We start from the raw sequence: 18255 nt of genomic DNA on the forward strand, positions 1-18255 counted from the left end.
TCAGCCGACGGCGAGGTCGTCCAGGGCGAGGTCGGAGCCCACGATCGCGACCTGGACGCCGCCGTCGACCACGGTGACCTCGGTGAGCTCGACGCCCTCCGGCAACTGCTCGATCGGCACGTCCATGCCGCCGAGGTCGCCGAGCAGGTTCCCCGGGATGTCCTCGGCGGCCACGCTCGCGCCGCCGATGCTGAAGCTGACCGGGGTCACGCTGATCGCGTTCCCGTTCGCGACCGGCTCCAGCCCGACCGTGACCGGGAGCCCGAGCAGGCTCGCCGTCGCCACCAGTTGGCCGTCGACCACGTCGATACCGACGCCCTCGGGCACGTCCTCGGAGGAGGCCAGGGCGGCCTGCAGGGTCTCGACCGGCAGGGTCATCCGCAGGTCGAGGTCGTCGATGGTGCGAGGCTCACCCGTGCTCACGCCGAGCAGTCGCACGTCCACGTCCTGGAACGTCAGGTCCTGATATGTGGCCGATGCGGACGTGAACCGCACGTCGTCGAGCCGGCCCATGAGCACCTGGGGCAGGAACAGGAGGCCGCCGATCTCGACGTCGATGTCACCGGAGAGCTCCGGCACCGACGTGGTGATCTCGTCCTCGAGCTGGGCCTCGGTCTGCGCCACCAGGTAGCGGTCGACGGCGAACGCGGCGCCGAGCAGCACGACCAGGAGCACCAGGGTGCCGAGCAGGATCTTCCATCCGCGGGACATGGGCCCCACGGTAAGCGATCAACCCTGGGAACCACCCAGGTGATCACCGAGGAACGCCAGGGTGACCGGCCAGGCCGCGGCGGCGGCACGCGCGTGGTGGAACATCGGGTTCGGGTTGTCGAAGGCGTGACCGGCGCCCTCGTGCAACCGGAACTCGGCGCTGCCGTTGTCAGCGGTGACCGCGGCCCGGATCGTCTCGACCGACTCCAGGGGGATGTAGGCGTCCTCGGTCCCGAAGTGGTGCAGGCTCGGCGCCGTGATCGCCGGCGCCAGGGCGAGCAGGGCCGGCAGTGCCGAGCCGTAGTAGGAGACCAACGCGTCCACAGGCTCGAGCGCGGCCACGTTGAACGCGAGCCCGCCGCCGTAGCAGAAGCCGACCACGCCGACGCCGCCGCTGACCTCGGGGGCCGCCCGCAGCGCCGCCAGGGTCACGCGCGCGTCGCCGAGGGCATCCGCCCACGGCAACCGCCCGGCCAGCGCCATCCCACGCTCGAGCACGTCGGGCGCCGCCTCGTCGAGCTCGCCGTCCGCCAGCCGCCAGTACAGCTGCGGCGCGTACACGACGTACCCGGCCCGCGCCAGATCCGCGGCGCGGCCGCGGATGTACTCGCTGACGCCGAAGATCTCCTGCAGCAGGAGCAGGCCGGGGCCGGTGCCCGACGGCGGCCGCCACCGGTGCACGGGCAGGTCGCCGGAGTCCGTGGTGAGGGTGAGCACGTCATGGGTCGGGTCGGTCATGATCGTCACCGTAGCTCGCCGCGTTCCCTCCCGCGGGGGAGCACCATCACCGGATCGCGGGATCTGCCGAGTTGCCCGGTCGGCGAGCGTGGAGGCATGACCACACAGACTGCAGGACAGACCGCCCAGGTGGCGCCGTCGACGACGGCTCGCACACCGAACCGCCTCACCATCGTCGCCGGCTGGTCGACGGTGGTCATCGCCGCCGCTCACACGGCGGTCTTCGCGGGCAACCCCTACTGGGCCGACTGGCTCGGCGGCGCGATCCGGAACGGTACGGCCGACGTCGGGGCGATCGCCACGTTCTGGGCCCTGCCCGGCAGTTTCGTGCCGATCGCCATCCTGTTCGGGCTGCTGACCGTTCGGCTCGGGCGCCGCGGGGAGCGGCTGCCGGGCTACGCCGGCTGGGTGCTGCTCGGCTGGTCCCTCGGCTGCGCCTACATGGTCGGACCGAGCGGCTTCCTGCTGGTCCTGGTGCCCGCGATCCTGCTCATCGTCGCCTCACTGCCCCGGTTCCGTCCGGACGTCGGTGACCGGAGCGCGCACCGCTGAAATTCCGTTGCCCGGCGCGCGCATCGGAACCTACCGTCGCCGTCATGAGCAACTACTTCATGATGGTGCGTCGTGTCCGGGAACGGGCAGCGACGCTGGGGCTGGCACCGGCTCCGGACGACCTGGGCTGAACGGATCCTCGACGGCATCGCCGTCGGTGAGGGCGACCTCGTCCTCGATCTCGGCTCCGGGACGGGTGCGCTGACCCTGCCGCTGGCCGCGCGCGGCGCCCGGGTGATCGCGGTGGAACTGCACGCCGGCCGGGCCAGGTCGCTGCGCCACGCCGTCGCCGGTCAGGACCGGGTGCAGGTGGTGGAGGGTGACCTGCTGGAGACACCGCTGCCCCGGAGGCCGTTCCGGGTCGTCGCGAACCCGCCCTACGCCGTCGCCGCGGCCCTGGTCCGGCGCCTGACCGGCCGGGACTCGGCGCTGCGCCGGGCCGACCTGGTGGTGCCCCGGTGGATGGCGAACCGGTACGCCGCCGCCCCGCCGCGCGGGTTCACGGCCGAGGTCGGCGCGCACGTGCCGGCCGCCGCCTTCGACCCGCCGCCCCGGGCGGACAGCGCCGTGCTGGTGCTGCGCCGGACCCGGGCGCCGCAGCGACGCCAGGGTCAGCGGGGCCGGCAGGGTCAGCGGGGTCGACGGGGCCGGCGGGCCGCCCCCATGCGCCGCTGACCGTGCCGACCGGCCGGCCGGCCGCTCGGGCCAGCGACCGTCGGCCGTGAGTCACGCCTGTGCGGCGTGTGCCTCCTCGTACTCGGCCCGGATGTCGTCCCCGCCACCGGACTTCCACGAGGCGACCGTCTCGTCCCAGGAGTCCACCGGTTCCCGACCGAGCAGGATCCCGTTGCGGGCGTCGTTCAGCATCGTGGTCAGTTGCCCGCCGACCCGGCCCTGGGTCTCGGAGTACAGGCCCCAGGAGGCCGTGAGGGAACTGGCCGGAACGGCGACCGCCTGGTGGTCGTACACCGCCTGGGCCACGTCCGGGCGCCCGGGGAAGTACGTCTCCTTGGGTGCGTCGACGAGGTACTCGACCGGGAACGCGCCGTTGGAGGTGTAGGCCAGGCCGTCCTGGGTGAGGACCGGCTCGCTGCCCTCGAACTCGAACGTCACGCCCTCGATGCCGTAGCTGCGGAACAGGTGCTCCTCGGTTCCGAACGGTGCGGCCAGGTAGTTCAGGACCTGCAGCAGCAGCCGGATCCGGTCCGGGTCGGCCTGCGCCAGCGAGGTGAAGGAGTTGTTGGGCATGCCCTGCCACATCGGGGCCGGCTCGCCGTCGGGGCCGGGCGCCACCTGGAGCCCGAGCCGGTAGGCGTCGCCGATCGTGTTCCGGGCGAAGAAGCCGGCCACGGCCGTGTAGGTGTCCTCGATCACGGCGGCCGAACCCTGGCTGAACCAGGCCTTGGCGTCGGCGTTCGCGCCGCCCACACCGTCGGGGTGGACGAGGCCCTCCTCGACCAGTCGGCGGCCGAACTCGAGCGCATCCTTCTGCTCCGGCACCTCCAGGGCGTGCGTGAACGCCCCGGCGTCGTCGACCATCCACTCGTTCGTGATGCCGACCATCGACTGCAGGACCACGAACGGGATCTCGGTGAGCGCCCAGGCGTTGCCCTGCGGGTCGGTCATGTCCCGGCACAGCTGCAGGAACTCGTCGAGGCCGGCGAAGGACGGGTCGACGCCGCGGGCCTCGAACAGGTCGTCGCGGGTGAAGATGATCTGGGAGCCGGTGATACCCCGCTGCACCGGCAGGCCGTAGATCCTGCCGTTGAAGACGGTGCCTCGCCAGGAGTCGGTGGGCAGGTTCGCCAGGAACGGGTAGTCCGCGATCGCGTCGCCGGCCAGGAACTCGGTGAGGTCCTGGCACTTGGCCTCGAGGAACTGCGGCAGTTGCGACAACGAGTCGTCGACGTTGAAGATGTCGCCCAGGTTGTCGCCGGCCACCGCCGTGGCGAACCGTTGCGGGTAGTCGGCGCCGGGGGTGATGGACAGCTGCAGTTCCGAGCCGACCCGCTCGTTCAGCTCGGCCCAGTACGGGTTCCGGTCCGCCGTCGGCGGGATCGGGGCGAAGGTGCCCATCGAGGCCGAGACCGGTTCGCCGTCGCCCGGCTTCTCGGAGGTCGCCGGCTGCGGGTCGGACGGATAGGCGAAGAACACGTGCGGGATCCCACCCTCGCCCACGATGTCCGGCTGCACCCCCTCGTAGGGGATGTAGGTCGGCAGCACCGCCGCCGGGCCGGACGGGTCGCCGCCCGGCTCCGCCCCGGACGAGTCCGAGCAGCCGGCCAGGGTCGGTGCGGCGGCGAGGGCGGCCAGGCCGCCGAGACCTCCGCGCAGGACGTTGCGGCGGGAGATGAACGTGCTCATGATGTGTTCCTTTCGATTCCGGGGGACGACGTCGCGGGGCGGGCGGTCAGCCTTTGACCGCTCCGGTGAGGACGCCTTTGGCGAAGTGACGCTGGAGGAAGGGGTAGACGATCAGGATCGGAACGATCGTGACCACGAGGATCGCCATCTGTACCGAGGCCTGCGGTGGCACCACGTCCACCGTGGCGCCGAGGTCGGAGGCCCCCAGCTCCGCGTTGTTGACGACGTAGGTGCGCAGCACGAGCTGGAGCGGCCACTTGCCGGAGTCGTTCATGTAGAGCAGCGCGTTGAAGAACGCGTTCCAGTACCCCACCGCGTAGAACAGCCCGATCACGGCCAGCACGGCCTTGGAGAGCGGCAGCACGATGTTCGTGAAGATCCGAAGGTGGCCGGCGCCGTCGATGCGGGCGGAGTCGGTCAGTTCCGCGGGGATGCCCATGAAGAAGGAGCGCAGGACGATCACGTTGAACCCGCTCAGGGCCGTCGGCAGGATCAGGGCCCAGTAACTGTCCAGCAGCCCGAACTCCTTGACCACCAGGTAGTTCGGGATCATCCCGGGCGAGAACAGCAGGGTCAGCAGCACCAGCATCAGCATCGGCTTCTGCCCGAACGAACCCTGCCGGGAGAGGGCGTAGGCGAGCAGCGTCGAGGCGACCAGGCTCACCGCGGTTCCGACCACGGTGATCCCGATGCTGACCAGCATCGCCTGCGAGACCACGCCACCGGCGAAGATCGACCGGTAGGCGTCCCAGGTGACGCTCGACGGGAACAGCACGAACCCGCCCGCCGCGTTGACCTGTTCACGGGTCGCCAGGCTGGTGGACACGATGCCGACGAACGGGATGATCACCAGGGCGCAGATCACCGTCAGTGCGATGCCCTTGACGGCACGCGCCGGCATCGGCGGTGCGTCCAGGCGGCGGGAGGCGCTCATGACTTGTACACCCCCGCTTCCCCGAAGATGTGCGCGACCTTGTTGGCGCCGAGGACCAGGATCACGCCGACCACTCCCTTGACGAGTCCGACCGCTGCCGAGACGCCCCACTGCCCGCCGACGATGCCGTTGTTGTAGACGTAGGTGTCCAGGACCTCGCTCGCGGCCAGGCCGACACTGTGCTGCTGCAGGATGATCTGCTCGAAGCCGACCGTGAGGGAGTCGCCGAGCCGCAGGATCAGCAGCAGGATGATCAGGCCGCGGATGCCCGGCAGGGTGACGTGCCAGAGCTGGCGGATCCGGGAGGCGCCGTCCACGCTGGCCGCCTCGTAGAGGGAGGAGTCGATCTGCGAGAGGGCGGCCAGGAACAGGATCGTCGCCCAGCCGGTGTCCTTCCAGATCACCTGGGTGGTCAGCAGGGTCACGAACAGGTCCGAGTTGCCCATCAGCGAGATCGGGTCGAGGCCATTCGCCCGCAGCGTGTTGTTGATGAGTCCGCTGCCGCCGACGATCTGCTGGAACACCGCGACCACGATCACCCAGGACAGGAAGTGCGGGAGGTACAGGATCGACTGGACCACGCGTTTGATCCGCTCGGACAGCAGGCTGTTCAGCAGCAGGGCCAGCGCGATCGGCGCCGGGAACACGAACACGACCTGGACGAGGGTCAGCACGAGTGTGTTGCGCAGCGCACGCAGGAACGCCGGGTCGCCGTTGAGGATGACCTCGAAGTTCTCCAGCCCCACCCACGGGCTGGACCCGAACGGCAGGAACGGGACGTAGTCCTGGAACGCGATCACGTTGCCGATCAGGGGCAGGTAGTGGAACCCCAGGACCAGGGCCATGCCGGGGACGGCCATCAGGATCAGGGCCCGGTCGCGGTGCAGCCGCCGGTACCAACGCTGCTTGTGCCGGCGTGACGGCGGGCGGGTCGCCCCGGTGACCGCCCGGGCCTCGGGGGCCCGTACGGCGACCGGGTCGGTCGCGGTGTGACTCACGCTCTCCTCCTTTGGACGCGTGTCGATGGATGGACGAGTGCCCGCAGTCAGTCGGTGCCGGCGGCGGCGTCGTAGAGGCGGCGCGCGAGCGCGAGGTCCCGGGCCACCACCTCGGTCAGTGGCCGGTCCGGTTCGGTGTACTGGCCGCTCAGGCAGACCGGTCCGGCGTAGTTGCGCAGCCGCACCTGGGACATCACCGCGGACCAGTCGGACAGCCCTTCGGCGCCCTCCACGTACCAGGGACGCCACTGGGTCCGGGTCCTGGTCGCGGAGTCGTGTCCTGGTTGCGGTGCCAGGGCGCGGTAGACGGCGTTCTTCAGGTTCACGATGCCCAGCCGTGGTGCCGCGATCTCGAGGGTGAGCATCGGGTCGTCCCCGGCGAGCGCGTCGTGCGCCGCATCCCAGATCAGCGTGAAGTCCGCGTGCGGGAGACCGTCCAGCAGGTCGAGGACCTGCGCGGTGGAGGCGACGTACCGACCATGGTGGGGCTGCACCCCGACCTTGACGCCGTACTGGCGGGCCCACCGTGCGGACTGTTGCAGCTGGGCCCGGAACCTGGCCACGGACGCGATGTAGCCGTCCGCTTCGATCGGTGCCATCACCCGGATGGTCGGCACGCCGGACGCCTGACAGGCGGCGAACGTCGGCTCGGTCAGGTCGCCGGCGACGCTGATCGGGACCACCCCGGAGTCGCCGAGCTGTGCGACGAACTCGGGAAGGCGGGCCTCGACCCGCTGAGGGGTCACGAAACTGTTCGGCCGCACCGGGATCTCGACGCCGGTGAACCCGATGCCGGAGACGAGGGTGCCGAGCTGCGCGCCGGACAGGTCCGCCCAGGGCTTGGCGAAGACGGACCAGATGATCCGCTCCCGTGACATCACACCGCCCACGGCGGTTTCTGCTTCTGTCATGGTGATCAGTCCTGCTCTCCGTAGTTCAGGGGGCGCGCCAGCGCCCGGATCTGGTCCTCGTCCACGTCGACGCCGAGCCCCGGACCGTCCGGGACCCGCGCCACACCGTCGGTGATCTGCAGTCCGTCGACGAACAGCTCGGCGAGCAGTTCCGGGCCGTTGAGCTCCGCCGGCAGCGCCAGGTCCACCAGGCTGAACAGGTGCAGGGCGGCCGCGAAGCCGATCCCGCAGTCGGTCAGTCCACTGGCGAGGACCTCGAGGCCGTGCGCCTCGGCGACGGCGACGGTCCGCAGGGCCGCGCGCAGTCCACCCGCCTTGCAGACCTTCACCACCACCAGGTCGGCCATGTCGAGCGTGATGTTCCGGGCCAGGTCGGCACTGCTGAAGTTGCCCTCGTCGATCGCGATCGGCAGGTCGGTCTTCGACCGCACGCGGCGCATCCCGCCCCAGTCCACGCTCGGCACCGGCTGCTCGAGGCAGTACAGGTTCGGCACGTCCTCGAGCTGCCCCAGGAGCTGATGCACGGCGGCGGGGCGGTAGGACTGGTTCGCGTCCAGCCAGATCGGCTTCCCCTGGGCGTGCGCGGCGACCGTGTGCACGGCGGCGGCGTCCGCGCTCACGTCGCCGGAGATCTTCACCTTGTAGGCGTGCAGCTCGCTCGACTCGAGGACCCGCCGACGGACCACGTCCAGCGGGTCCACCCCGATCGCCGAGCACAGCGGCAGCTCGGTGCGGGTGGCGCCGCCCAGCAGCGCGTGCACCGGCACGCCCAGCACCCGCCCGGCCAGGTCGTGCAGGGCGATGTCGACGGCCGCCTTGGCGAACGGGAACGCACTGGAGACAGACGGGCTCAGGACCGCGCTCGCGCGGCGATGGAACGACTCGACCCGGGTCGGGTCGGTGCCGATCAGCAGCGGCGCCAGGTAGCGGCGGATGATCACCGCCATCGTCTCGACGGTCTCGTGGCTCCAGCTCGGGAGGGCGCGCTGCTCGCCCCAGCCGACGTGGCCGTCGGTGGCGGTGAGCTTCACGAACAGCACGTCACCGTGCTCGTGCGCGGAACCCACCGATCCGCTGCCGAGGACGAACCGGTGTTTGAACGGCACCGGCACCGCGAACACCTCGACGGCGTCGATCCTGCTGACGACACCGTGCTGGGTGCGTGACGCGGTCGGCACGGCGTTCACGCGCTGACCGCCAGCCGCGCCGGATCGACGTAGGAGGTGCCCCGGGTGCCATCGCGCAGCCAGGCCTCGACGTCGGCCATGACGAACCGGCTGAGGTCCGCGTGCCCCTGGATGGTGTCGCCGGCGACGTGCGGTGTGAGCAGGACGTTCGGCGCGGCGCGCAGCTCGGCGGAGAGGGTGGGTGGTTCGGGCTGGAACACGTCCAGGGCGGCGAGGATCCGGCCCTCGAGGATCGCCTCGGTGAGGGCGGGACCGTCCAGGGTCGCGGCCCGTGCGGAGTTGACCAGGATCGTGCCCGGCCGGATCCTGGCGATGAGGTCGGCGCCGATCAGGCCCTCCGTCTCCGGGGTGCTCGGCACGTGCAGGGAGATGATGTCGGCGTCCATCACCTCGATCAGGGACGCCCGGCGCACGCCGAGCGCGCCCGCCCGCTCTGCGGTCAGGTACGGATCGAAGACGAGCAGGTCGACGGCGAACGGTTGCAGCAGGCGGATGAGGGCGCGTGCCGTGGAACTCGCCCCGACCAGCCCGACCGTCCGTCCGGTCAGTTCCGAGCCGCGCAGCCGGGGCTGCTTCCAGCCGCCGTCCCGCAGCGCCCGGTCGAGCTGAGGCAGGCGGCGGAGCAGCGTCAGGATTGCACCGAGGCAGTACTCGCCGACGGACAGCGCGATCCGCTCGCCCGCCGAGAAGACGGTCGTTCCGGCCGCCATGGCGTCGAGGTCGACCAACCGCTTCACGGAGCCGGCGGCATGCGCCACGGTCTTCGGCGTGCGCCCGGCGGTGAGCAGCGTCGTGTCCAGGTGCGGGGTTCCCCAGCTGCTGAGCACCACGTCGGCGCCGGTGACGAGGTCGGCGACCTCCTCGACGCCGAGTTCCGTGCTCCCCCAGCGCACGGAGAAGGTGGACTCCAACCAGTGGCGCGTCGCCGGGGAGCAGACATCCTCGGCTCGGGCTGGGGTCATCAGGGCTGAGAGGCTGATCACGCAGGACTCCTAGGGTCTGGAACGGGTGCGGTTGATTGGAGGCTAGGCCGCAGGGGTCATGCGCGTCCAAGCCCGATATCGCATGGCTTGATACGTTCTCTGCATGGTCTACACGCTGGCTCAGCTCCGCGGCTTCGTGGCCGTCGCCGAGCACGGTCACTTCGGCCGAGCGGCGCAGTCGCTGCTGACCAGCCAGCCCTCCCTCAGCCGGCAGGTCCAGGGCCTGGAGCGGGCCGTCGGCGTCTCCCTGTTCGAGCGTGGGCCTCGCGGTGTGCAGCTGACCGTCGCCGGGCACGTGTTCCTGCGCGACGCCCGGCGCATCCTCTCGCTCTCCGAGGGGGCACCGGAGACTGCCAGGCGAGTTGCCGCGGGACGGGCCGGTCGGATCCAGGTCGCCTTCATCAGCGCCGCGGCGCTGAGCACGCTCGAGCCGCTCCTGACCGAGATCAGCTTCGAACTGGCGCAACTGGAGGTCGCGCTGGTCGAGCTCAGCGGTGCCGAACAGCTGCAGGCCCTGGCCGACGGCCGGATCGACCTCGGCCTCGTCCGCCCGCCGGTGCCGACCGAGGAGTTCGATGCCCAAGCGGTCCATGCCGAGCCGTTGATCGTGGCCCTCCCGGTGGGCCACCATCTCGCGGAGAAGGACGGCCCGATCGCTGCGGACGACCTCATCGACGAGCCGATCCTGGAGTACGCCGAGGACGGCACGGACTACCTCCACGACCTCTGCGTGCGGCTGCTCGGCAGCGAGAACTTCGTGGCCGCGCAACGCGTGTCCCAGCTGTCCACCGCCCTCGCTCTGGTGCGGGCCCGCCGCGGCATCGCGCTCGTCCCGCGCTCGGCGGCGGCCATGAGGTTCGACGGCGTCATCCACCGCGAGGTGGCGGGCTCGTCGCCACTGGTCACGCTGCACGCCTGTTGGCGCCGCGACACGATGAATCCGGCCCTGATCAATGTGATCGCGTACCTGCGGGCCCGGTTGCAGCCCTGACGCCACGGGCCAGGGGTCGGGTGACGGAGACGCGAACCCGGGCCGCTCGGGCGTCGGCGGTCCTTGCCATACTCACCCCATGATCACGCGCCGAGAGCTCGCCCTGCTCCGCCTGATCGCGCAGCGCCTCGCCGGTCCCCGATGCGCCACGGCCGCGGACGCGGTGCGCCACCTCGGCGCCGCGCAGGCGCAGGACCTGCCGGGTGCGCTCACCTCGATCGCACTCCGGGTCGACGGCGGAACTCGCCGGGGCGTCGAGGAGGCCCTGGCCACGGGGCAGGTGGTGCGCTCGTGGCCGATGCGCGGGACGCTGCACCTGGTCCCGGCGGAGGACCTCGGCTGGATGCTGGCCGTCACGTCGCCGCGGATGATCGCCGGTGCCGCGCGTCGTCGCGCCGAACTGGGGATCACCGACGCGGTCCTGGACCGGGCCCGGGAGATCGCGCTGGACGCGCTCGCCGAGCGCCCCGGCCCACGGGACGACGCGTCCGGCGGTGGGGCGACCAGCCACCGCGTGGGCCTGCGCCGGGCGGACCTGTTCGGACTCTGGCAGGCGGCCGGCCTGCTGGCGCACTCCCAGACCGCCGTGCACCTGCTCGGTCAGCTCTGCCAGGAGGCCACCCTCGTGCTCGGGCCGCTGTCCGGCACCGAGCAGCACGTGGTCGCCTACGGGGCCTGGATCCCCGAACCCGTGCATCTGGACCGCGACGGCGCCCTGGCCGAGTGGGCCCGCCGGTACCTGCGCAGCCACGGGCCGGCCACCGACCGGGACCTCGCCCGCTGGGCCTCGCTCTCCCTCACCGACGCCCGCGCCGGGGTGAGCGCCGTACGCGAGGAGTTCACCGCCGTCGAGGTCGACGGCATCGAGCACCTGATGGACCCCGCGCTGCCCGACCTGCTCGCCGAGCACCGCGCGCAGGCTCGGCGGCTGCGGCTGCTGCCCGGCTTCGACGAGTTCATGCTCGGCTACGCCGACCGCACCTTCGCCGTGCCGGCGGAGTTCGAGGCCCGGATCGTGCCCGGCGGCAACGGCATGTTCCGGGCCACCGTCGTCAAGGGCGGGCAGGTGATCGCCACCTGGAAGCGCGCCGGCACGGGCGCGAGGACCCGGATCGCGCCGGAGCCGTTCGCCCCGCTCGGCCCGCGGGACCGCGCCGCCATCGACCGGCGCTACACCGAACTGCCGTGAGCCGCCCTAGCGTCCGACGTCAGCGGGTCTTGCGTGCGGCCTCGCGGATCTTCTGAGCGCTGCGGTCATAGTCGCTGCGCTTGGCGGGCACGACCGCCGTCCGTCGGCCTTCCAGTGTGGTGGCCTTGCCGTAGGAGCCAAACTTGCTCGGGTCGCGCTGTGGTGTCGCCATGGGCTTTTCGCCTTCGCTAATTCGTGACTCTTGAGCGTACTGCAGCCATCCGACGCGATGCACGGAGGCGCAGCGAACGAACGATCGATCCCCAAGTGCACATCGCCACGAACGCACCTGAGATGGCGAGCGCGGCGTACCAGAAGATCATGAACCAGGGATCTCGTAACTCCCAGGTGAGCGATGCTGCCGCAGTCACGAGCAAACCGGTGCACGCGCCGATGATGAGTCGTAGCGGCGTCAACAGCCTGGACGTCAGGGCATGTTCGCGGACTCCGAGAAACACCGTGACCACAACTGCAGGAAGGGCGAGAAGAGAAGAGCAACGCCGCCGAGTCCTCCGGACGCGACCAGGTACGCATAGGCCGATCGTTCGGACTCACTGCGCACCTCGAAGGCGCCGTGGGCGTGCGCTACTACGCCGCCGAACTCGTCCTGTGCACCAGTTGGGTTGCTGGACCCGGACGGAAGTTCAAGTGACTCGGACACCACGCCACTCGGCAGGTGTACCTCCAGGTGGTACGAAGCTGCATCTCCAGCCGCTGGCACCGGGATCGCGAGGGCCGCCGGACGCGCCCCCAGGCTGGCAAGTATCGCCGGCCCCCGGAGTTCGATGTGAAAGAAATGCGATGTCTTCAGTACCCGTCGAACGCCAGCGTGCTCGGGGGAGACGAGCGCGAACAGAATGAAGTTCTCCTCCAGGTCGAACAGGAGTGACCGGGATGCCTCGCCGATCATCGCCAGTTCCTTCGGGACCAGGATGGGTTCGTCACCGAATGAGCCCGTATTGAGAAGAAGTTCGGCCGGTGATCCGCCTGCGGGTGACCAACCGCCGGGCGTCAGCAGAATCTGCTTCAGAGCCGTTGCCAATTGCGGGTTCGTCGGCCATCCACGCTCAATGTGAATCGGAGCATCTCCAGGGCCAGCGCGGCGCTGTCGCGCATCCCAAGCACGGGCAGCGGGGCGCCATCCGGCCCGGTGATATTGAAGTCCTTGAGCGGGCCCTTGCGAAAGAGAGTGATCGGAACAACCAACTGGGCATCACGCCCTCGGGACCAGGTAAGTCTGACGTCGTTCGGCACCGTGCAGTCGATCGAGATGCGCCAACGCCCGCGGTCTCCGCTCTCGAGCCTCATGCTATCCACGCGTCGGTGCTTCCAAGCCTGCGGGAAGAGCGTGAGTTCGGCGATCGCCGCGCCGCGCCGCGCGACCGACTGTTCCGCGTGCCTAGCGTGGGCTCTGTGCGAGAGCCGGGCGATCGGTCCCCTCATGTCGCTCATCATGGCGGACCACGGAGGCTCGGATGCTGTCGTTCGGAACCGCTGTGGACAAGCATCCGCGGAAGGAGTGGGCTCGTCGTCAGACACTGGGATCGGTAGGAGCCGGGGCGCAGCGATCGTGCCGGTATGAGAAGCCTCCTCGGTCTGCTGCGGGTGATCGCCATCCTCGTGGCGGCCTGCGGTGCGGTGACCGTGCTCGCCGGCCCGCTGCTCCTGGTGATCGGCAGCCACGACTTCCGGCAGGGCACCACCACCGTCGAGGGGGACGCGGGATCCCTGGTCACCCTGCTGACGGACGACTATCTGGGCGGGGGCCGGTGCACGTTCGAGGGTGGGCTGACGCAGGTCGAGACGCTGTCCTCGGGCAGCTACGAGATCAACGGGGTGGCGTTCTTCGCGCAGGCCACGCTGGAGGTGACCGCGTCCGGAGGCGGGTCGATCACCTGCGAGCCGGGGCTCCTCTACTACCTCTCACCGATGCCGTCGTGGCTGGCCGCACCGGTGCAGGCGATGTCCGGGCAGGGTCTCACCGGCCCGGTCGTCGCGATCGGGCTCGGCATCGCGGTGGCGTTCGTGACCGGCCTGGTCAGGTCGATGCTCGCCGAGCCGGAGCGACGTCGACCCGGGGGTCGCCCGGGTTCGCCGACCGGTGGGGATTCGGACCGGTCGGCCCGCCCGGATCTGCCCGAGCCGCCCGGGCTCAGGCCGGGGGAGTACCGAGCGCGGTGAGCCGCCCCCGCAGCAGGTCCGTCTCGGCGGCGTTGTCGGTCAGCTCCATTGCCCGTCGCAGCGCGGCGGCCGCCTCGCCGGTCCGGCCCAGCTCGGTCAGGAACTCGGCCCGGGTCGCGTGGAACAGGTGGTAGCCGTCGAGCCCGTCGAGGACGTCCACCTCGGCCAGGGCCGGCCCCGGCCCGGCCACCTGCGCAAGGGCGACGGCCCGGTTCAACCGCACCACCGCCGTCGGGCTCCATGAGAGAAGCTGGTCGTAGAGCGCGAGGACCTGGAACCAGTCGGTCTGCGCGTGGGTCGCGGCGTCGCTGTGGACCGCGTTGATCGCGGCCTGCAGTTGGTACGGGCCGGGGGCGCCCCGACGCAGGCAGGCGCGGACCAGATCCTGGCCCTCCGCGATCAGGTCGGCGTCCCAGCGGTCGCGGTCCTGGTCGGCGAGCAGCACGAACTCCCCGTCGGGCCCGGTGCGGGCCGCACGCCGGGACTCGGTCAGCAGCATCAGGGCGAGCAGCCCGCGGGCCTCCGGTTCGTCCGGCATCAGCTCGACGAGCACCCGGCCCAGGCGGATCGCCTCGCGGCACAGGTCCGCGCGCACCAGGTCATCCCCGCTCGACGCGGTGTAGCCCTCGTTGAAGATCAGGTAGACGACCGCGAGCACCGACGTCAGCCGGTCCGGCAAGTCGTGGTCCTCGGGCACCCGGTAGGGGATGTTCGCGGCCGTGATCTTGCGCTTGGCCCGCACGATCCGCTGGGCCATGGTCGCCTCGGGCACGAGGAACGCCCGGGCGATCTCCGGCGTGGTGAGCCCACCCAGGGTGCGCAGCGTGAGCGCCACCCGCGCGGCCGGGGCGATGGCCGGGTGGGCGCAGGTGAAGATCATCCGGAGCTGGTCGTCCCTCACCGGACCCACCGGCTCGGGCTCGTCGCGTGCGTGCAGCAGCGCGGCCTCGGCGTACTTGTCATGGCTCTTCGCCTCCCGGCGGAGCCGGTCGATGGCCCGGTTGCGGGCGGTCACCACGATCCACGCCCCGGGGTTCGGTGGTGTCCCGTCCCGGGGCCACCGCTCCACGGCGGCGATGAACGCGTCCTGCACCGCGTCCTCGGCGAGGGAGAGGTCGCCGAGGACGCGGGTCAGGGTGGCCACGCACCGTCCGTGTTCCTCGCGGAACACCCGCCCGACGGCGGCGGTCGCGTCCGGCGTCATCGGCGGCTCACTCGGTCGGTTCCGCCTGGAACGGGCGAACCTCGACCGGGGAGAAGCAGGCCTTCGAGGCCTGGTCGGCGTACTTCAGGGCCGCGTCCAGGTCCGGGGCCTCGATCACCCAGAAGCCGCCGAGCTGTTCCTTCGTCTCCAGGAACGGGCCGTCGGTGACCACCGCGTCGCCCTGGGTGCTGTCGACCTTCGTGGCGGTGCTGGACGGCTCGAGTCCGCCACCGAACACCCAGGCCCCGGCCTGCTGCAGCGAGTCGTTGAAGGCCCCCACCTGCGCGTAGGCCTCCTCGAGACCCTCGGCGGGGATGTCGGCCATCTCCTGGTCGGTGCTCCAGATGGAGAGCAGGTACTGCGTCATGTCGGTTCCTCCTGTTCGACGGCGGGCCCTGGTGGCCTGCCTCTCACCCCTGCTACGAACGACGGGTGCCCGGATCGACACCTCGGCCAGAATTCTTTCCGAGGTTCTTCCCGCTCGCCTCGACGCGTCGCGGATCGAAGGCCTCCCGGGGTGCGCCGAGGAAGGTGGCGAGCCGGTCGGTCGCGGTCTCGACGGCCGCCGTCTGCTCCGCGGTCAGACTCGAGGCGAGCTTGAGCTCGATGCGGGCGACGCCGCGGCCCGGGGCCCGCTTCCAGGTGCCGGCGTTCAGCCCGTCGACGACCACGGTCGAGGCGTACGGGTCGATCCAGGGGTCCGCCTCCGGCCCGCGCGGATGCCCGTCGGCGACCGGGAACCCGAGTGCCGGATAGGTCAGGGTCGCCTCGTCGTAGGTCGGTAGCAGGTGCGCGCGTGGCGCGTCCGGGGCGGTCCGCGCCGGAACGGAGGGGTCGAACCACAAGGTGGTCCCGTCCACCTCCACCGACTCCAGCGCATCGCCGACGATGTCCAGGCCCCGCCGCACGTCGGCCTGGGTCACGGCGGCCCAGCGGGTCAGGTCCTTGATCGAGGCTGGACCATGCCCAGCGAAGAACCGGTGCACCAGGGCGCCGAGGGCCTCGTCCCGTTCGAGTTCGGGCTCGGGCGGCAGGATCTCGTCGACGAGCAGGTACGTGTGCTGGGCGCCCTTCATCGGCCCGTTCACGATCACGCCCATGAGCTCGTTCATCAGGTGCAGGTCCCCGAGCGGCAGCCCCTTGTCCGGCAGGCCGGCGGAGCGCATGTGCGGGGCGATCTCCCGGCGGGTCAGCGCGGTGCGCCCGGCGAGGATCTTCCGGAACACGTCCGCCCCGCGGGCGGCCACCTCCGTGTCGAGACCGAGTTTGGCGAAGTGGCCGCGCATGCCGGAGAGCACCTTGGGCGACGTCAGCCCGAGGATCCAACGCAGGTCCTCGGGTGCCACGAAGTGCCAGGTGGGCCGCAGGATGTGGGTCCGCAGGAAGGCGCCCGCGTCGTAAGCGGCGCGGATCCCGTCGTCGGTGGCGCCCCTGGTGCGCATCCCGACCGACCACAGGGCGTTCGGGGCCTCCTGCGCCTGGACGCAGGTCAGCAGCCGGACCGCGTCCACGGCGTCGGGCAGACCGGGCGAGGTCAACCGTTGGGTGGCCATCCGTCGGCGCAGCACCCACTCGCGCGTCGTCACCATGGGCACCCACTATGGCGCAGCCGGGACCGCGGGCGGGAGACCCGTGTGGCGACTCGTTGCCGAACGGAGCCGCTCCGTCTCACATCGTGGAAGTTCGTGGGCGTGCGACTCGACTCGTCGGCGGAGGCGGCACGATGACACGCGGTCGCGGAGTCGTACGGCTGCGGAACGATCCCGTGGCGAGTGTCCCGCGACCCGCTCGACCGTGCGATGACCGCGGTCGCCCGTCGCCCACCCGAAAGGTCCTCGCCCGTCATGACCACCCGCACATCCGAGCCGCAGGCCAAGCGGCGGCTCCGGTTCCCCTCGTTCAGCGCCCAGATCGTCATCGCCCTCGTCCTGGGCGTCGCGCTGGGCTGGCTCGCACTGACCATCGGTCCCGTCACCGACGCCAACGGTGAGGAGGCGCCGAACTGGCTCACCGAGACGCTCAGCACGATCGGATCGTCGTTCGTGACCCTGCTGCGCGCGATCGTCCCACCCCTGGTGTTCACGGCGATCGTCGCGTCCATCGCGAACCTGCGGAAGGTCACGAACGCGGCCCGCCTCGCCGGGCAGACTCTGCTCTGGTTCGCCATCACCGCGCTGATCTCGGTGGCCATCGGGATCGCACTCGGCCTGATCCTGCGGCCCGGGGAGAACACCTCGATCGGAGCCGACGCCGCGGAGGATCCGGGCCGGACGGGCAGCTGGCTGGACTTCCTCACCGGGCTGATCCCCGGCAACGTTCTCGGGCTCGGGGCCTCCGCGGGCGGGGACGGCTCGATCTCGGTCAGCTTCAACGTCCTCCAGATCGTGGTGGTCTCGCTCGTGGTCGGCCTCGCGGCGCTGCGCACCGGCAGCAAGGCCGAGCCGTTCCTCACGTTCAACGCCTCGGCGCTCGCGATCGTGCAGAAGGTGCTGTGGTGGATCATCCGCCTCGCGCCGCTCGGCACCCTCGGGCTCATCGGCCGCGCCATCGCGACCTACGGCTGGGACCTGCTCGCCCCGCTCGCCACGTTCACCGTGGCCATCTACGTGGGCCTCGCGCTCGTGCTGTTCGTGCTCTACCCGGTGCTGCTGCGCGCCAACGGGCTGTCCGTGCTCAGCTACTTCCGCGGCGCCTGGCCGGCGATCCAGCTCGGCTTCGTCTCCCGTTCCTCGATCGGCACCCTGCCGGTGACCGAGCGGGTCACCGAGCGCAACCTCGGGGTGCCGCGCGAGTACGCGTCGTTCGCGGTGCCACTCGGCGCGACCACGAAGATGGACGGCTGCGCGGCGATCTACCCGGCCATCGCGGCGATCTTCGTGGCCCAGTTCTACGGCATCGACCTGTCGATCACGGACTACCTGCTGATCGCGTTCGTCTCCGTGGTCGGCTCGGCCGCGACCGCGGGTCTCACGGGCGCGCTCGTGATGCTGACCCTCACCCTGTCCACGCTGGGGCTCCCGCTCGCCGGGGTGGGTCTGCTGCTCGCGATCGACCCGATCCTGGACATGGGCCGGACCGCCGTGAACGTCGCCGGCCAGGCGCTCGTGCCCGCGATCGTGGCCAAGCGGGAGGGCATCCTCGACGTCGAGCAGTACCGACGGGCGAACGCCGAGGACCTGTTCACCGAGGACGAGGAGGCAGCCGCCGAGCCGGAGCTGGCCGGCACCCGCTGACCCGACGGAACGCGCCGGCCCGGTCGGGGAATCCCGACCGGGCCGGCGCGTTCGTCATAGGGATGGTCGGACCGGCCGA

The 18255-nt window shown here is 71.0% G+C and carries 20 protein-coding genes; 6 read left to right on the top strand and 14 right to left on the bottom strand.

All coding sequences use genetic code 11. From position 1 onward, the window contains the following. Both EXU48_RS01850 and EXU48_RS01855 read right to left on the bottom strand, forming a co-directional pair. Positions 1–711 carry an LmeA family phospholipid-binding protein gene (locus tag EXU48_RS01850; protein WP_133105862.1) on the bottom strand — a complete coding sequence of 237 codons (711 nt, stop codon included), beginning with the start codon at positions 709–711 and terminating at the stop codon, positions 1–3. A gap of 18 nt (positions 712–729) precedes the next feature. Further along, positions 730–1449, bottom strand: coding sequence for a dienelactone hydrolase family protein (locus tag EXU48_RS01855; protein ID WP_133105863.1), 720 nt, complete (start codon positions 1447–1449; stop codon positions 730–732). A gap of 96 nt (positions 1450–1545) precedes the next feature. On the opposite strand from EXU48_RS01855, the gene EXU48_RS01860 reads away from it, so the two are divergent. Together EXU48_RS01860 and EXU48_RS01865 are read left to right on the top strand one after the other, a co-directional pair. Continuing rightward, on the top strand, positions 1546–2001 hold the full coding sequence (locus tag EXU48_RS01860) for a DUF6463 family protein (RefSeq protein ID WP_207947578.1): 456 nt from the start codon (positions 1546–1548) through the stop codon (positions 1999–2001). Positions 2002–2073: 72 nt separating this feature from the next. Further along, positions 2074–2676 carry an rRNA adenine N(6)-methyltransferase family protein gene (locus tag EXU48_RS01865; protein ID WP_133105864.1) on the top strand — a complete coding sequence of 201 codons (603 nt, stop codon included), beginning with the start codon at positions 2074–2076 and terminating at the stop codon, positions 2674–2676. Positions 2677–2727: 51 nt separating this feature from the next. On the opposite strand, the gene EXU48_RS01870 is transcribed toward EXU48_RS01865, so the two are convergent. The 6 genes from EXU48_RS01870 to EXU48_RS01895 are packed head-to-tail and all read right to left on the bottom strand — an operon-like array spanning position 2728 to position 9378. After that, positions 2728–4365, bottom strand: coding sequence for an extracellular solute-binding protein (locus tag EXU48_RS01870; RefSeq protein ID WP_133105865.1), 1638 nt, complete (start codon positions 4363–4365; stop codon positions 2728–2730). Between the two features lie 46 nt (positions 4366–4411). Then, positions 4412–5299, bottom strand: coding sequence for a carbohydrate ABC transporter permease (locus EXU48_RS01875; protein ID WP_207947579.1), 888 nt, complete (start codon positions 5297–5299; stop codon positions 4412–4414). Beyond that, positions 5296–6297, bottom strand: coding sequence for an ABC transporter permease (locus EXU48_RS01880; protein WP_235856782.1), 1002 nt, complete (start codon positions 6295–6297; stop codon positions 5296–5298). Before EXU48_RS01880 ends, EXU48_RS01875 begins: the two co-directional genes overlap by 4 nt. 47 nt (positions 6298–6344) lie before the next feature. Next, positions 6345–7208: a sugar phosphate isomerase/epimerase family protein gene (locus EXU48_RS01885; RefSeq protein WP_207947580.1), complete on the bottom strand. Its 864-nt coding sequence runs from the start codon at positions 7206–7208 to the stop codon at positions 6345–6347. A 5-nt stretch (positions 7209–7213) separates the two neighbouring features. After that, on the bottom strand, positions 7214–8395 hold the full coding sequence (locus EXU48_RS01890; protein ID WP_207947581.1) for a mandelate racemase/muconate lactonizing enzyme family protein: 1182 nt from the start codon (positions 8393–8395) through the stop codon (positions 7214–7216). After that, positions 8392–9378: a hydroxyacid dehydrogenase gene (locus EXU48_RS01895; protein WP_133105866.1), complete on the bottom strand. Its 987-nt coding sequence runs from the start codon at positions 9376–9378 to the stop codon at positions 8392–8394. Before EXU48_RS01895 ends, EXU48_RS01890 begins: the two co-directional genes overlap by 4 nt. 103 nt (positions 9379–9481) lie before the next feature. Here EXU48_RS01895 and EXU48_RS01900 point away from each other — a divergent pair, with 103 nt between their 5' ends. Both EXU48_RS01900 and EXU48_RS01905 read left to right on the top strand, forming a co-directional pair. Beyond that, positions 9482–10369, top strand: coding sequence for a LysR substrate-binding domain-containing protein (locus EXU48_RS01900; RefSeq protein ID WP_133105867.1), 888 nt, complete (start codon positions 9482–9484; stop codon positions 10367–10369). A 79-nt stretch (positions 10370–10448) separates the two neighbouring features. After that, positions 10449–11558 (top strand): winged helix DNA-binding domain-containing protein, encoded by a 1110-nt coding sequence (locus EXU48_RS01905; protein WP_133105868.1) that lies wholly within the window; start codon positions 10449–10451, stop codon positions 11556–11558. A 19-nt stretch (positions 11559–11577) separates the two neighbouring features. Here EXU48_RS01905 and EXU48_RS24405 read toward each other — a convergent pair whose 3' ends face one another. The 3 genes from EXU48_RS24405 to EXU48_RS01915 all read right to left on the bottom strand — a co-directional run bounded on the left by EXU48_RS24405 (position 11578) and on the right by EXU48_RS01915 (position 13001). Beyond that, complete coding sequence (locus tag EXU48_RS24405; RefSeq protein ID WP_165962651.1) at positions 11578–11730, bottom strand: hypothetical protein; 153 nt, start codon at positions 11728–11730, stop codon at positions 11578–11580. A gap of 255 nt (positions 11731–11985) precedes the next feature. Continuing rightward, positions 11986–12600, bottom strand: a complete 615-nt coding sequence (locus tag EXU48_RS01910) for a hypothetical protein (RefSeq protein WP_133105869.1) — start codon at positions 12598–12600, stop codon at positions 11986–11988. Continuing rightward, entirely contained in the window at positions 12585–13001 is a 417-nt protein-coding gene (locus EXU48_RS01915) for a hypothetical protein (RefSeq protein WP_133105870.1), read from the bottom strand. The genes EXU48_RS01910 and EXU48_RS01915 overlap by 16 nt, the downstream gene beginning before the upstream one ends. Before the next feature lie 135 nt (positions 13002–13136). On the opposite strand from EXU48_RS01915, the gene EXU48_RS01920 reads away from it, so the two are divergent. Continuing rightward, positions 13137–13739, top strand: a complete 603-nt coding sequence (locus EXU48_RS01920) for a hypothetical protein (RefSeq protein WP_133105871.1) — start codon at positions 13137–13139, stop codon at positions 13737–13739. Here the strand turns inward: EXU48_RS01920 and EXU48_RS01925 are convergent. The 3 genes from EXU48_RS01925 to EXU48_RS01935 are packed head-to-tail and all read right to left on the bottom strand — an operon-like array spanning position 13711 to position 16532. Further along, entirely contained in the window at positions 13711–14943 is a 1233-nt protein-coding gene (locus EXU48_RS01925) for an RNA polymerase sigma factor (RefSeq protein WP_133105872.1), read from the bottom strand. The two genes, EXU48_RS01920 and EXU48_RS01925, sit on opposite strands and share 29 nt — an antisense overlap. 7 nt (positions 14944–14950) lie before the next feature. Continuing rightward, positions 14951–15310 (bottom strand): YciI family protein, encoded by a 360-nt coding sequence (locus tag EXU48_RS01930; protein WP_133105873.1) that lies wholly within the window; start codon positions 15308–15310, stop codon positions 14951–14953. Positions 15311–15362: 52 nt separating this feature from the next. Then, the gene (locus tag EXU48_RS01935) at positions 15363–16532 is read right to left on the bottom strand and encodes a winged helix DNA-binding domain-containing protein (RefSeq protein WP_133105874.1); all 1170 of its coding nucleotides are present in this window, start codon (positions 16530–16532) and stop codon (positions 15363–15365) included. A gap of 255 nt (positions 16533–16787) precedes the next feature. Here EXU48_RS01935 and EXU48_RS01940 point away from each other — a divergent pair, with 255 nt between their 5' ends. Beyond that, a complete protein-coding gene (locus tag EXU48_RS01940; protein ID WP_133105875.1) occupies positions 16788–18176 on the top strand; it encodes a dicarboxylate/amino acid:cation symporter in 1389 nt (462 codons plus the stop codon). Positions 18177–18255 lie beyond the last annotated feature (79 nt).

The organism is Occultella glacieicola (assembly GCF_004353825.1).
GTDB classification, from domain to species: Bacteria; Actinomycetota; Actinomycetes; order Actinomycetales; family Beutenbergiaceae; genus Occultella; species Occultella glacieicola.

Excerpts from the sequence above, each read along its gene's own strand:
- EXU48_RS01850 (WP_133105862.1), bottom strand. The coding sequence starts at position 711 with ATGTCCCGCGGATGGAAGATCCTGCTCGGCACCCTGGTGCTCCTGGTC.
- EXU48_RS01855 (WP_133105863.1), bottom strand. The coding sequence starts at position 1,449 with ATGACCGACCCGACCCATGACGTGCTCACCCTCACCACGGACTCCGGC.
- EXU48_RS01860 (WP_207947578.1), top strand. The coding sequence starts at position 1,546 with ATGACCACACAGACTGCAGGACAGACCGCCCAGGTGGCGCCGTCGACG.
- EXU48_RS01870 (WP_133105865.1), bottom strand. The coding sequence starts at position 4,365 with ATGAGCACGTTCATCTCCCGCCGCAACGTCCTGCGCGGAGGTCTCGGC.
- EXU48_RS01875 (WP_207947579.1), bottom strand. The coding sequence starts at position 5,299 with ATGAGCGCCTCCCGCCGCCTGGACGCACCGCCGATGCCGGCGCGTGCC.
- EXU48_RS01885 (WP_207947580.1), bottom strand. The coding sequence starts at position 7,208 with ATGACAGAAGCAGAAACCGCCGTGGGCGGTGTGATGTCACGGGAGCGG.
- EXU48_RS01900 (WP_133105867.1), top strand. The coding sequence starts at position 9,482 with ATGGTCTACACGCTGGCTCAGCTCCGCGGCTTCGTGGCCGTCGCCGAG.
- EXU48_RS01905 (WP_133105868.1), top strand. The coding sequence starts at position 10,449 with ATGATCACGCGCCGAGAGCTCGCCCTGCTCCGCCTGATCGCGCAGCGC.
- EXU48_RS24405 (WP_165962651.1), bottom strand. The coding sequence starts at position 11,730 with ATGGCGACACCACAGCGCGACCCGAGCAAGTTTGGCTCCTACGGCAAG.
- EXU48_RS01915 (WP_133105870.1), bottom strand. The coding sequence starts at position 13,001 with ATGAGGGGACCGATCGCCCGGCTCTCGCACAGAGCCCACGCTAGGCAC.
- EXU48_RS01920 (WP_133105871.1), top strand. The coding sequence starts at position 13,137 with ATGAGAAGCCTCCTCGGTCTGCTGCGGGTGATCGCCATCCTCGTGGCG.
- EXU48_RS01925 (WP_133105872.1), bottom strand. The coding sequence starts at position 14,943 with ATGACGCCGGACGCGACCGCCGCCGTCGGGCGGGTGTTCCGCGAGGAA.
- EXU48_RS01930 (WP_133105873.1), bottom strand. The coding sequence starts at position 15,310 with ATGACGCAGTACCTGCTCTCCATCTGGAGCACCGACCAGGAGATGGCC.
- EXU48_RS01935 (WP_133105874.1), bottom strand. The coding sequence starts at position 16,532 with ATGGTGACGACGCGCGAGTGGGTGCTGCGCCGACGGATGGCCACCCAA.
- EXU48_RS01940 (WP_133105875.1), top strand. The coding sequence starts at position 16,788 with ATGACCACCCGCACATCCGAGCCGCAGGCCAAGCGGCGGCTCCGGTTC.